Origin of the sequence: Mesorhizobium sp. B1-1-8 (assembly GCF_006442795.2) — a bacterium.
Classification (GTDB): Bacteria; Pseudomonadota; Alphaproteobacteria; order Rhizobiales; family Rhizobiaceae; genus Mesorhizobium.
Window position 1 is genome coordinate 2,340,768 of record NZ_CP083956.1, and the last position, 14,578, is coordinate 2,355,345.

General features: G+C 63.6%; 15 protein-coding genes. 2 read left to right on the top strand and 13 right to left on the bottom strand.

Translation table 11 applies throughout. From position 1 onward, the window contains the following. Positions 1 to 37: 37 nt before the first annotated feature. The 13 genes from FJ974_RS11435 to FJ974_RS11495 form a co-directional block, all read right to left on the bottom strand. On the bottom strand, positions 38 to 1,462 hold the full coding sequence (locus tag FJ974_RS11435) for an FAD-binding oxidoreductase (protein WP_140535781.1): 1,425 nt from the start codon (positions 1,460 to 1,462) through the stop codon (positions 38 to 40). 50 nt (positions 1,463 to 1,512) lie between these two features. Beyond that, positions 1,513 to 2,277 carry an amino acid ABC transporter ATP-binding protein gene (locus FJ974_RS11440; RefSeq protein WP_140535785.1) on the bottom strand — a complete coding sequence of 255 codons (765 nt, stop codon included), beginning with the start codon at positions 2,275 to 2,277 and terminating at the stop codon, positions 1,513 to 1,515. Positions 2,278 to 2,289: 12 nt separating this feature from the next. Then, a complete protein-coding gene (locus FJ974_RS11445; RefSeq protein ID WP_140535789.1) occupies positions 2,290 to 3,369 on the bottom strand; it encodes an amino acid ABC transporter permease in 1,080 nt (359 codons plus the stop codon). A 3-nt stretch (positions 3,370 to 3,372) separates the two neighbouring features. Further along, entirely contained in the window at positions 3,373 to 4,536 is a 1,164-nt protein-coding gene (locus FJ974_RS11450; RefSeq protein ID WP_140535794.1) for an ABC transporter permease subunit, read from the bottom strand. Between the two features lie 82 nt (positions 4,537 to 4,618). Continuing rightward, on the bottom strand, positions 4,619 to 5,647 hold the full coding sequence (locus FJ974_RS11455; RefSeq protein WP_140535797.1) for an amino acid ABC transporter substrate-binding protein: 1,029 nt from the start codon (positions 5,645 to 5,647) through the stop codon (positions 4,619 to 4,621). A gap of 84 nt (positions 5,648 to 5,731) precedes the next feature. Beyond that, complete coding sequence (locus tag FJ974_RS11460; protein WP_140535801.1) at positions 5,732 to 6,682, bottom strand: LysR substrate-binding domain-containing protein; 951 nt, start codon at positions 6,680 to 6,682, stop codon at positions 5,732 to 5,734. Positions 6,683 to 6,765: 83 nt separating this feature from the next. Next, positions 6,766 to 7,515 carry an SDR family NAD(P)-dependent oxidoreductase gene (locus tag FJ974_RS11465; RefSeq protein WP_140535806.1) on the bottom strand — a complete coding sequence of 250 codons (750 nt, stop codon included), beginning with the start codon at positions 7,513 to 7,515 and terminating at the stop codon, positions 6,766 to 6,768. Positions 7,516 to 7,525: 10 nt separating this feature from the next. Beyond that, positions 7,526 to 8,236, bottom strand: a complete 711-nt coding sequence (locus tag FJ974_RS11470) for an SDR family oxidoreductase (protein WP_140535808.1) — start codon at positions 8,234 to 8,236, stop codon at positions 7,526 to 7,528. A 290-nt stretch (positions 8,237 to 8,526) separates the two neighbouring features. Further along, a complete protein-coding gene (locus tag FJ974_RS11475; protein ID WP_140535811.1) occupies positions 8,527 to 9,315 on the bottom strand; it encodes a FadR/GntR family transcriptional regulator in 789 nt (262 codons plus the stop codon). A gap of 56 nt (positions 9,316 to 9,371) precedes the next feature. Then, positions 9,372 to 9,719 (bottom strand): RidA family protein, encoded by a 348-nt coding sequence (locus FJ974_RS11480; protein ID WP_140535814.1) that lies wholly within the window; start codon positions 9,717 to 9,719, stop codon positions 9,372 to 9,374. Between the two features lie 14 nt (positions 9,720 to 9,733). Beyond that, positions 9,734 to 10,540, bottom strand: a complete 807-nt coding sequence (locus FJ974_RS11485) for an SDR family NAD(P)-dependent oxidoreductase (protein WP_140535817.1) — start codon at positions 10,538 to 10,540, stop codon at positions 9,734 to 9,736. Next, on the bottom strand, positions 10,533 to 11,345 hold the full coding sequence (locus FJ974_RS11490) for a shikimate dehydrogenase family protein (RefSeq protein WP_140535821.1): 813 nt from the start codon (positions 11,343 to 11,345) through the stop codon (positions 10,533 to 10,535). The genes FJ974_RS11485 and FJ974_RS11490 overlap by 8 nt, the downstream gene beginning before the upstream one ends. Before the next feature lie 4 nt (positions 11,346 to 11,349). After that, the gene (locus FJ974_RS11495) at positions 11,350 to 12,240 is read right to left on the bottom strand and encodes a 2-hydroxy-3-oxopropionate reductase (RefSeq protein ID WP_140535825.1); all 891 of its coding nucleotides are present in this window, start codon (positions 12,238 to 12,240) and stop codon (positions 11,350 to 11,352) included. 113 nt (positions 12,241 to 12,353) lie between these two features. Between FJ974_RS11495 and FJ974_RS11500 the strand changes: the two genes are divergently transcribed. Then, positions 12,354 to 13,118 carry an HpcH/HpaI aldolase family protein gene (locus tag FJ974_RS11500; RefSeq protein WP_140535828.1) on the top strand — a complete coding sequence of 255 codons (765 nt, stop codon included), beginning with the start codon at positions 12,354 to 12,356 and terminating at the stop codon, positions 13,116 to 13,118. A 14-nt stretch (positions 13,119 to 13,132) separates the two neighbouring features. Then, complete coding sequence (locus FJ974_RS11505) at positions 13,133 to 14,350, top strand: NAD(P)/FAD-dependent oxidoreductase (protein ID WP_140535831.1); 1,218 nt, start codon at positions 13,133 to 13,135, stop codon at positions 14,348 to 14,350. Positions 14,351 to 14,578: the final 228 nt, after the last annotated feature.

Consider the following 14,578-nt stretch of genomic DNA (forward strand, 5'->3'; position numbering starts at 1 on the left):
CACTCTGGCGGGTTGGTGCGAAATCAAGAAATGCGGACTATTCGAAAGTTTTTCTTTGTTGTGGCGGGCGCACCAGAACGCCGGGGTTCATCGTGCCCCGCGGATCAAACGCGTCCTTCAACCGAGACATGAGGTCACGCTCCACCTGACTTCTATTGCGGTCGGCGATGGCGATCTTGGCACGGCCAAGCCCATGCTCAGCCGCGAAGCTGCCGCCCATTTCGGTGGCTAAAGATGCCAGCGCCTCGGCGAACGCTCCAGCCGTGCCATCGAAATCGGCACGACCTTCCGGCGGCGACAAATTATAGTGGATGTTGCCGTCGCCGAGATGGCCGAACGGATTGATGCGCACGTCCGGAAGAATGTCGTGGCATAGTTTCGCGCCCGCCTCGATGAAGCGCGCGATCGCGCCCGGCGGCACGGAGATGTCGTGCTTGAGCTGCTCGCCCTCCAGCCGCTGGCCTTCCGGCTGCTCCTCGCGCAACCGCCAGAACTGCGCCCGCTGCGCGCCCGATGTCGCCAGCGCGCCGTCCAGGACAAGGCCTTGCTCCATGCCCCATTCCAGCGCCGAAGTCAGGATATCGTCCAGCGGAACGCGGGGCGAGCCCGATGCCAGTTCGACGAGCAGATAGACGTCGCCGCGCATATCCAGCTGATAGGCGAGATCGGGCAGATGCTTGAGCGCCAGTTGCAAGCCGAGATCGCAGAAAAACTCGAGGCTGGTCAGGAATTCGCCCGCCTCGCCGCGCAGGAAGGCGCCGAACGAAACGGCGGCGGCAAAGTCGGGCATCACCAGAAGGGCGCTCGCCTGCTGCCGAGGCCTGGGATGGAGCCGCAGGATCGCGCGCGTCACGATGCCGAGCGTGCCTTCGGCGCCGCAGAACAGCTTGCGCAGCTGATACCCGGCATTGTCCTTCTGCACCGCGCGCATCCCGTCCCACACCGCGCCATCCGGAGTCACGACTTCGAGGCCGAGAACCAGATCCTGCATCATGCCGTAGCGAAAAGCCTGGCTGCCGCCGGCGTTGGTGCCGATCAGGCCGCCGATCCTGGCGCTGCCCTCCGCGCCGAGATGCATCGGAAACATCAGACCGTGCGGCTCCAGCACTTCGTGCAATGCGGCAAGCACGACGCCGGCCTCGACGGCGATCGATCCGCTGTCGAGATCAGGTTTGCCGATCGCCGCCATGCGTGAGAGCGAGACGATCACCGCGTTCGACTGTTCGGCCACGGCACCGCCGCAAAGACTGGTGTTGCCGCCTTGCGGCACCACCGCCAGTCCTGCCTCCCGGCATGCGGTGACGACCGCGGCCACTTCCGTGGTGGTGGCGGGCCTGGCGACGCCCAAAGGCGCGACGCCATAGCGATCGAGCCAGTCGCGCTGGTAAGGCTCGGCATCTCTGCCCGAAAGCCAGCCTTTCGGTCCGAGTATCTCGTGCAACCTGGTTGCGGGGTCAGTCATTGAATACCAGAGCGGCTGCCTTCAGCACGTTGCATCTTCCCCAAAGCCGTTCAATGATCCAGCACCTGCGACAGGAACTGCCTCGTGCGCTCGTTTTGCGAAGCGGTGAAGAACTCTTCCGGCGGTGCCTCCTCGACGATCTGGCCTCCGTCCATGAAGATCACCCGGTCGGCAACCCGGCGCGCGAAACCCATCTCGTGCGTGACGCAAATCATCGTCATGCCCTCGGAGGCAAGCGTGACCATGACGTCCAGCACCTCGGAGATCATTTCGGGATCGAGCGCTGAGGTCGGCTCGTCGAACAGCATGATCTGGGGCTGCATGCAAAGCGCACGCGCGATCGCGACCCGCTGCTGCTGTCCGCCGGACAGCTGGCCGGGAAACTTCAACGCCTGCTCGGGGATGCGGACCTTTTCGAGATAGCGCCGGGCGGTTGCCTCGGCCCCCGAGCGCGGCTGCTTGCGCACGAGCATCGGCGCGATCATGCAGTTCTCCAGAACAGTCATGTGCGGGAACAGGTTGAAGTGCTGGAACACCATGCCGACCTCTCGCCTGATCCCGTCGATGTTGCCGACATCGTCGTTGAGCTCGGTGCCGAGCACGACGATGCGGCCGCCATTGTGCTGCTCGAGCCGGTTGATGCAGCGGATCATCGTGGATTTGCCGGATCCGGAGGGTCCGCAGATGACGATTTTTTCACCCCTCTCGACCGAGAGGTTTATATTCCGCAGCGCGTGGAACGACCCATAATATTTGTCGAGGTTCTCGATGCGGACGGCAGGCCCGCCGGACTCACCCGAACCAACTGCGATCATTTGCGCGCCTCCTTACCGTTCGCCGACCGACATGCGGCGCTCGAGATAGGCGCCATAGCGGGAAAGGCTGAAGACGAAGACAAAATAGATCATCGCGATGAAGGCATAGACTTCGATATAGGCGAACCGCCATTCGCCGGTGCCGTAAGCGGCATTGCCGGAAGCCAGGATCTCGAAGAAGCCGACAATGACCACCAGCGAGGTCTCCTTGAAGGAGATGACGAACTGGTTGATCGTTGCCGGCAGCGCGTTGCGCATGGCCTGGGGCAGGAGAATGCGGCCGATACGCTGCCAATAGTTCATGCCGAGCGCCATGGCGGCCTCTTCCTGTCCGCTGGGAACGCCCTGCATGCCGCCTCTGACGATCTCGGCCTGATAGGCCGAGAAGAACAGGGCGGAACCGAGGATCACCCGGTACAGCTTGTCGCCTGCCAGCCATTGCGGCAGGGCGAAGGGCAGGACGATGGCGAATGTGAACAGGATGGAGATCAATGGCAGCGAACGGACACCATCGATGATGAGGCCGGTGGTGCGGGATATCCAGGGCAGTTCCGACCGGCGCAGCAGCGCCAGGCAGATCGCCAGCGGAAAGCCGATCAGACAGGTCGTCACGAAGATGAAGAGGGTCAGCGCCAGGCCGCCCCACGCTTCCTCGCCAACATGGGCGAGCCCAAGCACGCCGCCTTTCATCAGCACGTAATAGAGCGCCGCTCCGGCGCCCCATACCAGAGCGATCCGCCGGCCGGTCCAGAAGGCCGGGATACAGCTCAGCACCGTCATCACCACCACGGTGACGCAGGCCAGCGCCGAGCGCCATTGCTCCTCGAAGGGATAAAGACCGAACAGAATGATCCGCCATCTGGCGGCGATGACCGACCAGCAGGCCCCTGACGCTGCCTGGCAGGCTTCCGGCCCGCCGCTGGTGGTGAAGACGGCCGAGAAGATCGCCCAGTTCAGAAGCTTCCAGCCCAGGAAGACAAGGATCGCCAGGGAGACCAGCGACAACAGCGCCTGAAGCGGCGTCGCAAAGAAGCGGCGCCTCAGATCCTCGATCTTTCCCGGAGCGGGGGGCGCGACAATGACCATCTCCATCTCTCATCCCCTCAGTTGATTGCCCTTGAGGGCAATGGCTTTGTTGATGCGGTTGAACATGGCGGCCAGGCTGAGGTTGATAGCGAGGAAGCCTGCCATCAGGATGCCGATTGCTTCCAGCGTCTGGCCGGAATGGTTGATGGCCAGCGCCACGATCATGAAGAAATCGGTGAAGCCCACCGCGATGCCCATCGTGGTCGCCTTCATCAGCCAGACATACTGGTTGGCCAGGATCGGCAGCATGGCACGGAGCGCCAGCGGCAGCCGCACCAGCGTGAAGACGCGCCAGGGGCTCAGGCCCAGCGAGCGCGCGGCCTCCATCTGGCCCTTGCCGACGGACTTGAAGCCGCCGCGCACGATCTCGGCAATATAGGAACCGCCATAGATCGCGATCGCGACCGCAAGCGCTGAAAATTCCGGCGGAATGCGCAGGCCGCCCCTGAGGTTGAGGCCTTGCAGTGCCGGGAAGTCGAGCAACGGCACGTCAGGCAAGCGCCCGGCCACCAGTATGCTGGCCGCGCAGGCCAGCGCCGCCGCCGCGCCTATAAGCTGGATGGTGACGCGCTGGCCGACCGGCTGGCTGAGGCGCGACGTCCTGCCCAGCCATACCGGCAGCACGATTGCCGCGACCACGGCCAATGTCGCGGCGGCCATCGCCGCGCCGCCGACATTCGGGACCGGCACGTAGAGGCCGCGACTGGTCAGCAGAAGGCCCCAGGCTTGGTGCGCGCTGCGCGGCGGAGGCAGATGCGTGATGAGCGCATACCAGAAGAAAACCTGCAGGATCAGCGGGATGTTTCGGAAGATGTCGACATAAGTGCGGCCGAGCAACTGCGCCAGTTCATTCGTAGAGGTCCGGGCCAGGCCGACGACCGTGCCGACGATGGTTGCAAGCATCAGCCCGACGCTTCCCAGGAACAGCGTGTTGAGGATGCCGATGAGGAAGTACCACCAATAGGGATCGTTGGCGGTCGCCGGCAGGAGCGAGAAGTTGACGTCCCAGCCGGTCGACTTGAACAGAAAATCAAAGCCGGAGGTGATCCCTTGCTCGGCCAGGTTCCGTCGTGCGATCACAACGCCGGCAAGCACCAGCGCGGCGATCGAGCCGACATACAGGACCTGCACGAATGCGTTGCGGACCTTCTGATTTCTCAGCAGGCTGCTCATTTTCCGACCCTTCCCGAATTGTCGCTTGCTCCGCCCGGCGCGAGCCGGGCGAAGCCTGAAGCGAACTCCGTTGAAAAACGGATCAGTCGATCACCAACGGGAACAGGACGCCGCCATTGTTCCACAGGTTGGTCAGTTCGCGATCCATCTTGTAGGGCGACCCCTTGCCGAGATCGCGATCGAAGATTTCGCCGTAGTTGCCGACCTTCTTGATGACGTTGTAGGCCCAGTCGTCGGGGAGCCCGAGACCCTTGCCCATGCCCGGCGAGGCGCCGAGGAACTTGGCGACTTGCGGCGAGGTCGGCTTTGCCTTGATTTCGTCGACGTTCTTGGACGTGATACCTTCCTGTTCGGCGAACAGCAGGGCGGTCAGCGTCCAATTGGCGATGTCGACCCAGTTATCGTCACCCTGGCGCACAATCATCACTTCCGGCTCGACCGCGAGAACGTCGGGCAGGATCACGTGGTCGTCCACCTTGCCTTTGGCGACGCGAGCTATCGCGAGGACCGGTCCCCACTGGGCGTACATGTCGCAGCGGCCGGAGAAATATGCCTGCTCGAGTTCTTCCGTCTTCTCGATGACGACCGGTTCCAGCTTGATCCCGATCTTTTGCGAATACGCCGCAACCTGCTGCTCGATCGTCGTGCCGGCAGGAATGCAGATAGTGCCGCCCGTGGCGTCCTTGAGCGACTTGAGGTTGAGCTCCTTGTGCGCCATCACCTTGGTGGTTCCGAGGTAATAGGACATGGAGAATTGCAGCCCAAGCTCGGTGTCGCGGCTGAGCGTGCCGCCCGACGCCTTGATGATGATGTCGACATCGCCCGATTGCAGGGACGGCCAGCGCTGCGCCCAGCTGATAGGCACGACCTTCAGCTTTGACGGGTCCCCCAGCACGGCCGTGGCAACGGCCCTGCAGAGGTCGATGTCCATGCCCTTCCAGTTGCCCTTGTCATCCACCTCGGCAAAGCCGAGATAGGAGCCGTCATGGCCGGTGCAGTTGAGCGTTCCGCGCGCCTTGACGGTGTCGAGCGTCTTGCCGCCCGCGGCCTCTGCCGGGGCTGAAAAATGCACGAGGCCAAGGGCCAGGGCCCCCCATTTGATCATTTTCATATTCTTGTCTCCACTGTTGAGTTGTTCCGTTTCTTGTTGTTGGAGGTCCGAAGAAGACTTCGGACCTCAGTCACGATGCCGCTCCTAGTCGGAAAGCGGGGTTGGTTTCGGCAGGGCGGAAATCTTCAGGTCGCTTCCCCAATCCTGCTGGACCAGCCATCGGTGCAGGGCGGCCACCGCCTTCGCACGCAGATGGCCGCGCGGGACGATCAGGTAGAATCCGGGGACTTCCTCCGGTTTCATATCGGCGAGGGCGTCGCGGCCGATCGGCGCGACCAGCGCGCCGGACTTCAGATCCTCCACGGCATCGATGACGGAGACCAATCCGACGCCGATGCCTTGCATGGTTGCACGGCGCATGGTTGCCGCATCGTCGAAGCCGATACTGCGGTCGCCTTCCGTCTGCTCGACGGCAAGGTGGCGCAATATGTCCGGCCACAGGCGCTTCGACTTGACGGTGTCGAGCAGCGTGAACCGCGTCAGGTCCTGCGCCGACTTGATCTTTTCGCCGATGGCCGGCGTGCAGCAGATGATCTTCGGGTCCGGCACCAGCAGCGTCGTCTCGTAGTCCGGCCAGTTGCCGTAGCCCCACTGCACGGTCATATCGATGTCGTCGCGTCCGAAATCCGGCAGGTCGACCATCGTCGTCAGGCGCAGATCCGCGACCGGCAGGATCTCGCGAAACAGCGAAAGCCGCGGCAACAGATAGTGGGTGGCGAAGTAGGGGCTCGCATTGAGGTTGATGCGATCCCGATAGTTCGACTTGGTGACGCGGCGAACGCCTTCGGAAAACTCGTCAAAGCCTGCCTTGACGTAGTGCGACAGAAGGATCGCCGACTCAGTCAGTTCGATCGACCGGCCCTTGCGCTCGAACAGCGTCACTTGCAGCGTGTCCTCAAGCAGCTTGATCTGCTGGCCGACGGCCTGCGGCGTCACCAAAAGCTCATCGGCGGCCTGGCGAAAGCTCTTGTGCTGCACGACGGCATGGAAGACCCGCAGCGCATTGAGCGAGGGAAGGCGAAGCTTGCCGGCCATGGTGAAGTCCGCCTCCTTTCTTTCGAGACTCCGTTGATCATGCACTGCGCTATTTCAGACGCCATCGGCTTCTGACGATTGATTTACGCGTAAATGTAACCGCCTGAGACGATTACGTTTTCGCCAGTCATGTAGGTGTTCTTAGGCCCACCGGTCATGAGCACCCATTCGGCGATTTCCGTCGGCTCGGCGCCACGGCCGAGCGGGCTTGCCTTGGCGAGTTCCTCAAGGAAGCCGAGGGCTTTTGCCTTCTCCGTGGCCATGCCGGCCGGCGCAACGGAGTTCACCAGGATGCCATCCTTGGCGACGTAATGCGCGAAGGATCGCGTCAAGCTGACGACGGCCGCCTTGGTCGCCGCGTAATGGGCGTTCTGCGGATGCGCCTTGAAGGCGTCGACGGACGTCAGGTTGACGATGCGGCCGCGCACATGGGCTTTCGGCTCCTGCGACTGCATGTGGCGAACGGCGGCCACCATCATGTGGTAGGTGCCCTTGATGTTGATGCCGTTCGAAGCGTCCCACTCGGCGTCGGTGATCTCGAGGAGCGGGCGACGCGGATAGATCGCGGCGCAGTTAATCAGCGTGTCGACGCGCCCGAGCTTCGAAACGATGGCGTCGAAGGCTGCGTGGCACTGCGGGCCGACCTGGATATCGCAAGTCGCGGCAGCGGTCGGCAGGCCCTTGGCCTTCGCGGGTTCCAGCGCACCCTCGGCGGCCTCCTGGTTGATGTCGATGATGCCGATCTTCGCCGCTCCCGCCTCGACAGCCATGCGAGCCAGGAGCGCGCCGAGGCCGGCGCCGCCGCCAACGATGAGCACGGAAAGATCTTTCATCCTATTTTCCTCACTTGGTGCCGCTCGGCGAGGTCGGCCAAGTCGGCATGATGTCGAAGCGGGTAACATCGGCCCACGCGGGCAAGGCGAGCAGCGCGACGACCATCCTGGCCAGGTCATCCGGCTGCACCACTTTTCCGGCGTACATGGCCGCACGGGCCTCGGCGCCGAGGATGTCGTTGTAAAGCTGCGTCTCGACGCGGCCGGCGACGATCTCGGTCACACGTATTCCGAACTGGGAGAGGTCGGCGCGCAGCGCGGCGGCGAAACCGGAGATCGCCGCCTTGGTGGCTGAATAGACGGCAATGTTGGAGAATGGCGCGTGGCCCGCAACGGAGCCGGTGAACATTATGTGCCCCGACTGACGATCGCGCATCTGCGGCACGACAAGGCGAGTGAGCATGATCGCCGCGCTGAGGTTCACCTCCAGCGTCGCGTCGATGTCGGCGATCGTCATGTCGGCGAAATTGCCGAGTGGCGGCATGATGCCGGCATTGTTGATCAGCACGTCGATGGTGAGATCGGCCAGCACCGATTCCAGCGCTTCTCGGTCGGTGACGTCGACGGCAATGGGCACGATACCGGGCCGCTCGGCCTGCAGTTCCTTGAGAGGGGCCTTGCTGCGCCCAACCGCATAGACGTCGTAGCCGGCGTCGCTCAACGCAATCGCGATGGCTCGCCCTATGCCGCTCGTCGCACCTGTGATGAAGGCTGTCGTCACGTGGGCTTCCCCATTTGCCTGGCTTTCAGTCTGCGGCCTGGGCCGCCGCCGCGAAACCAAGAAAACCAGCAAAAAGGAAAGATAAACTTTCGTAATTGGTTCCTGCGTCCAGAATTTTTCGAGCCGGCAGTGCGATTTAGAAAGCTGAAAATCCCAAGAAACCGCGGGAAAGCGACGTGCTCAGCCGCATTGCAAGGGTCGCTGCCGGCCAGCGGAGCAAAAACATGGCTTTCGCAAGCGTGGTGGGCGGCGAAGCCGGTCCCGCAAAAAGGCCCCGAACAGTCGAGCTCTCACGCACCTGTCGAGGCAGGCCTCTTCATGCCTTTGAAGAGCGAGGCTGCGGCCGCTTTCTGATCGACATCCGTCGCCTCCACGCCTGAAGCCCGGGCCAGGGCGCGGACGCGCCCCAGGCTGTTGTGCAGGTGCTTGCGCATGGCCTGTCGCGCCTTGCCACCGTCCTGCCTCTCGATGGCATCGACGATGGCTTTGTGCTCGCTGTGGATACGGGCGTAATAGCTGTCCTTGAGCGCGGGTTCGACCACATAGCCCAGCTGGAAGCGCGGCACGATCATGGGCCCGAGATAGCTCAGGAAGCCGTGGATGAACTCGTTGCGCGCGGCTTTGGCGATCGCCAGGTGGAAATCGTAGTCGTAGTGGATCTGGACGGCTGAGGGATCGGCCTGCTGGGCGTCAACCTGTTCCATCATGGCGCGGATATCGCGCGCGTCCTTGTCGGTGCGCCGTTCCGCGCAAAGCCCGGCGGACTCCACCTCGACGCTCAACCTCAATTCGAGCAGCGCGATGGTCTCCGGCAGGGTGCGCAGCGCCTCGTCGGGAATCGAAAAATTGCGCGGCGCCGGCGTCTCACTGACGAACATGCCGCGCCCCTGCTGCGGCACCACCATGCCCTCCGAGCGAAGCCGCGCAACCGCTTCGCGCACAACGGTGCGGCTGACGTCGTATTCGGCGCAAAGCTCCGCCTCGGTCGGCAATTGCGCGCCGGGCTGCAACCGACCTGAGCGGATCTTCTCGGCCAGGCCCTCCGCCACGACGGTGGAAAGCGGCTTGCGCTTCGTCATTTAGGCCCTTCCGTTCAAGTTCAGATTCGGGATCATGCCCGAACCGGCAAGACCATTCAAACCGCCGCCGTGACGATGAGTTCAACCAGCATGCCGGACTTGGCCATCCGTCCTTCGCCGGAGGAGCGCGCCGGTGCGTGCTCCTTCGGCATCCAGGCGTCCCAGACCGGGTTGACCTCGTCGAAATCCCGCACGTCGTCCAGCCACATCTGAACGTGGAGGATCCGGGTCTTGTCGGTGCCGGCCTTGGCGAGCAGCGCGTCGATCTTGCCGAGCACCTCGCGCATCTGGTCGGCTGCGGATTGTCCCGGCCTGGCGACTTGGCCGGTGAGATACAGCGTGCTGTTGTAGATGACGCCGTGATGGATGCGGGTGTCGAAGTCGAAACGCTGGATATCGCCCACTGGATTCTTCCTTGTCAGATTGCCGGTGTCTGCCGGATGGGGTTGCCCTGCAGGTATTGCGCGTACGGCGCCTGGACGAGCCAGCCGGCATCGATGGGAAGCGTGACGCCGGTGATCGACGCGGCGCGGTCGGAGCAGAGGAACAAGGCTGCTTCGGCGACATCGCGCGGCTCGACGAAGCGGCGCAGCGCAGTGGTTGCCTGTATCGCTTCCGGATTGCGCTCGCCCTTGGCGATTTTGGCCTTCAGCCCGTCGGATAGCGTATATCCCGGCGCCACGGCGTTGACGCGAACGCCGTGCGGGCCAAGCTCGGCCGCAAGCATCCGGGTGAGCGCCAGCACCGCATGCTTTCCCGGTGTGTAGGCGGGCAGCGACAGCGGCGCGAAGGAGGCGAGCGAGCCAACATTGAGGATCGCGCCGCGTCCGGCGGCCGACATCAGTCGGCCGAAGACCTGACAGCCCAGCAGCGTGCCGCGATAGTTGATGCGCCACATCTTCTCGTCTTCGTCGAGGTCCTGATCGAGGACATGCTTGCCGCTCTGCAGGATGCCGGCGCAGTTGACCACCACATCGGGTGTGCCGAACGTGCCCACGACCTCCCGCGCCAGCGTCTCGACGGAGGCCGGATCGGCGACATCGGTCTGCACGAAGCGGGCACTCGGCGCACCCGCTGCCTCGCTGGCGCCCGCCGCTTCCTCGCCTCGAACGGCATCGCGGCCTGCGACGGCCACCTGGAAGCCGTCCTCGGCGAAGCGCAGCGCGATGGCGCGTCCGATGCCGGACGTGCCGCCGATGACGACCGCTGTCGATGCCTCAGCCATTGCCGCGATCCTTCCGCTCGATGTCGAAGAATTCGGACATGGCCTCGACCTGGAAATCCATCATCGGGCGCCCCGGCTGGATGCGACAGCCGATCTCCTTCGCCGCCTTGAGCAGCGCCGTCTCGGCCGGCTCCATGATGATGTCGACCACCGTCATCTCCGGCGTCAGCTTGGTCACGTCCATCGGCAGCGGATCGGTGGGCTTCAGTCCGGAAGGTGTCGCGTTGATCGCCATGTCCATTCCGGGTGGATCAGGCTCTCCGACCTCGATCCGGCAGCGGGGGAAAGCCTTGTTGACCAGCGATGCGAGTTTTTGCGCGCGTCCCCTGTCGATATCGGCCAGGCGGATTTCCGCCGCGCCTTCTTCGGCAAGGCAATAAGTCAGCGAGGCGCCCGCGCCGCCGGCGCCGACCTGGAGGATGCGCTTGCCGGCGATCCGGTGTTCGCCGGCCTTCAGCCCCTCGATGAAGCCGACGCCGTCGAAATTGTCGGCATACCAGCTGCCATCCGCCTGCCGGCGCACGGAATTCGCGCTCTGCACGCGTGCGGCGCGATCGTGGGCCGTCGCGCATTTGTGAAAGACCGCGACCTTGTATGGCACCGAGATGATCACGCCGCGAATGTTCTCGGCCGCCGTGATGCCGGCCCAGAAGGTTTCAAAATCCTCCGGGCGGCAGCTCAACGGCACCATCAGGCTGTCGAGGCCCTTCTGCTCGAAGATTTCGTTGAACATGCCGGGGCTCTTGGCATGCCCGACTGGATGGGCCAGCATCACGAAGACATCGGCCTTGCCGGTTCCGCGCATCGGTTCATTCCTTCTCTTTTGACAGTTCATGATTACTCATGGTCTCGATCGCCCGGACGAGGGACGAGTGGTCGGCCTCAGCACCTCCCGCTCGCGCCGAACAGGCATTCATCAATTGCTGCGCCATCGCCGTGTTCGGCAGGGAGACGCCAAGCGCATGTGCGCTTTCGAGCGCAAGGTTAAGATCCTTCTGGTGAAGCCGGATGCGAAAGCCCGGAGCAAAGGTCCGGGCGATCATACGTTCGCCATGCACCTCGAGCACACGGGAGGAAGCGAAGCCGCCCATCAGCGCGCTGCGCACCTTCGCCGGATCGCAGCCGGCCCTGCTGGCAAAGACCAGCGCTTCGGCGACGGCCTCGATATTGAGCGCGACGATGATCTGATTGGCGATCTTGCAGATCTGCCCGGCGCCATTCTGCTCGCCGATCAGGGTGATATTCTTACCCAGCCTCTGGAAGATCGGCTGCGCCCGCTCGAACTCGGCAGCCGGTCCGCCGACCATGATCGTGAGGCTTGCCGCCTTGGCGCCGACCTCGCCGCCGGACACCGGCGCGTCGAGATAGCCGGCTCCGGCCTCTCTGAATTTCGCCGCGAATTCGGCCGTCGCGATCGGGCTGATCGAGCTCATGTCGATGACCAGCTTGCCCGGCGATAGTCCTTCCAGGACGCCGTCCGGGCCAAGCAGGACGCGCTCCACGTCTGGCGTGTCGGGCAGCATGGTCACGATGACTTCAGACTGCCGCGCGACCTCGGCGGCGGAGGCGACGACCGATGCTTCAAGGTCTTGCGGGAGAGGGGAACGATTGAGCACCGTGACGATCTCGTGCCCCGCATCGGCAAGATGCCGCGCCATCGGCGCACCCATGACGCCCAGCCCGATGAAACCGGTCTTCATTCTCAAACTCCTACTTGCTGCGCGCGACGCATCTTGCGGTCAAGCTTGGCCATATGATATAGGACATCATACAAATTTTACTGCGCCTTTGTCCATGGGAGATTGATCGCAAAATGCAGGAACGCCTCAACACGTTGAAGGCGGCCGTTCAGGCCGGCCGGGCTCATATCGGCATCTGGTGTTCGCTGGCTTCGGCGCTTACCACCGAGGTGGTCGCGGGCTCCGGAGCGGGCTGGCTGCTGATAGACGGCGAGCATAGCCCGAACGATCTGCGCAGCATCATGGCGCAGTTGCAGGTCGCGGCGGCGTTTCCTTGCGAGGCAGTGGTGCGCCTGCCGTCGGACGATGCGAACCTGATTAAGCAGGCGCTGGACGTCGGCGCGCGCAGCCTGATGATCCCGAATGTGCGCACGGCGGAGCAGGCCCGTACAATCGTCGCCGCGATGACCTACGCGCCTGGCGGCTTCCGCGGCTTCTCGGTCGGTCACCGCGCCAACGCGTTCGGCCGCATCGCCGGCTATCACGCCAAGGCACGCGAGCAGCAGCTTCTCGCAGTTCAGATCGAGGACAAGATCGGCGTCGCCAATGCCGCTGAGATCGCTGCGGTGGAAGGTGTCGATGTTCTCTTCGTCGGACCGGGCGACCTTTCCACGAACATGGGCGCGATGGGCAATCCCGGCGCCGCGCATGTGCGGGAGGCGATCGCATCCGTGTGCAAGGCCGCGGCTGCGGCAGGCAAAGCCAGTGGCATACTCGCACCCATCAAGGCCGACGCAGACCGCTATCTTGCCGATGGTTTCACGATGGTGGCCGTCGGTTCCGACCTCGGCCTGTTGGCGCGCGGCTCGGACGCTCTGATCGCTTCGTTCAAGCAGTAGGCGGAAGAAACGTCATGGCGATCCCTTCCTACAAGGCCCCGTCACGCAGCGCCTACGACATCGTGATCGTCGGCGGCGCAGTCATCGGTTCCTCGATTGCTTACTGGCTGACCCAGGCGCTGGGCAGCGGCGCCTCGATTCTCGTGGTCGAACGCGATTCAAGCTACGAATTTTCCTCGACGGCCCTCTCCACCAGCGCAATCCGCCAGCAATATTCCAATCCGATCAACGTGAAGATCAGCCAGTTCGGCATCGAGATAATCCGCGGCTTCCAGGAGCGGATGGCGCCCTTCTACAAGGACGAGCCGGCGCCCGACCTCGGCTTCCGCGAGCACGGCTATCTCTACTGCTGTTCCCCCGAAGGGGTGGAAGCCGCCCGGGAGCGGGTCGAGCTGCAGCGCAGCCTTGGCGCCCACACCGTTTTCCTCGAGCCGGGCCCGCTGAAAGAGCGCTTCCCCTGGCTGAACGTCGACGACCTAGGCGGCGGCTCCTGGGGCTCGCGTGAAGAGGGCTGGTTCGATTCCATGGGCATGTTGAACGGCTTCCGCCGTGCGGCGCGGACCCGCGGTGTCGAATATATCGATAACGCCGTGACCGCGCTGGAGCTTGCCGGTGGACGGGTCGTCGCAGCCCGCCTCGCCACCGGCGAGAGGATCACTTGCGGCACGTTGGTCAACGCCGCAGGCCCGCGGGCGCAGCAGGTGGCGGCGATGGCCGGCCTCTCCATCCCGGTCGCGCCCTACAAGCGTTACAGCTTCGTCTTCGCCAGCGCCAACCCGATCCCCGGCCGGATGCCCAATGTCATCGACCTGTCCGGGACTTTCGTGCGTCCGGAGGGCGAGCTTTTCCTCACCGGCAACACGCCGCAAGGCGACGGGCCCGCCGACTACGACGACTTCGAGATGCACTTTGAAGAGTTCGACGACTATATCTGGCCCGCGTTGTGGCACCGCATCCCGGCCTTCGACGCGCTGAAGGTACAGACCAGCTGGACCGGCCACTATGAATACAACATGCTCGACCACAACGGCATCGTCGGCTTCCACCCCGAGGTAAAGAACTTCATGTTCGCCAATGGTTTCTCCGGACACGGCCTGCAACAGTCTCCGGCGGTCGGCCGGGCGGTTTCGGAGCTGATCGTCCACGGGGCTTTCCAGACGCTCGATCTGTCGCCGTTCTGCTATGAGCGCATACCGCTCAACAAACCGTTTCTCGAGGAAGCGGTGATTTGAGCCGTGTCAAAACCGAGCCGGCCAGCACGCCGCCGCCGCTAATGTTTGCGTTTTCCTGCCGACCGGTGCCTGGCTCCCTGCCGTCTCTGCGCCTCGCGCATCATTCCTAGCGCTTCGTCAGGTGTGAGACCGCATTTGCGGGCAAAATAAGCCGCTTCGAAAGCCTCCGATGGGGAGGCCGTCGCCATGGCGGGCAAGGCAGGTTTCGATTTTTTCTTGGCCATCCGT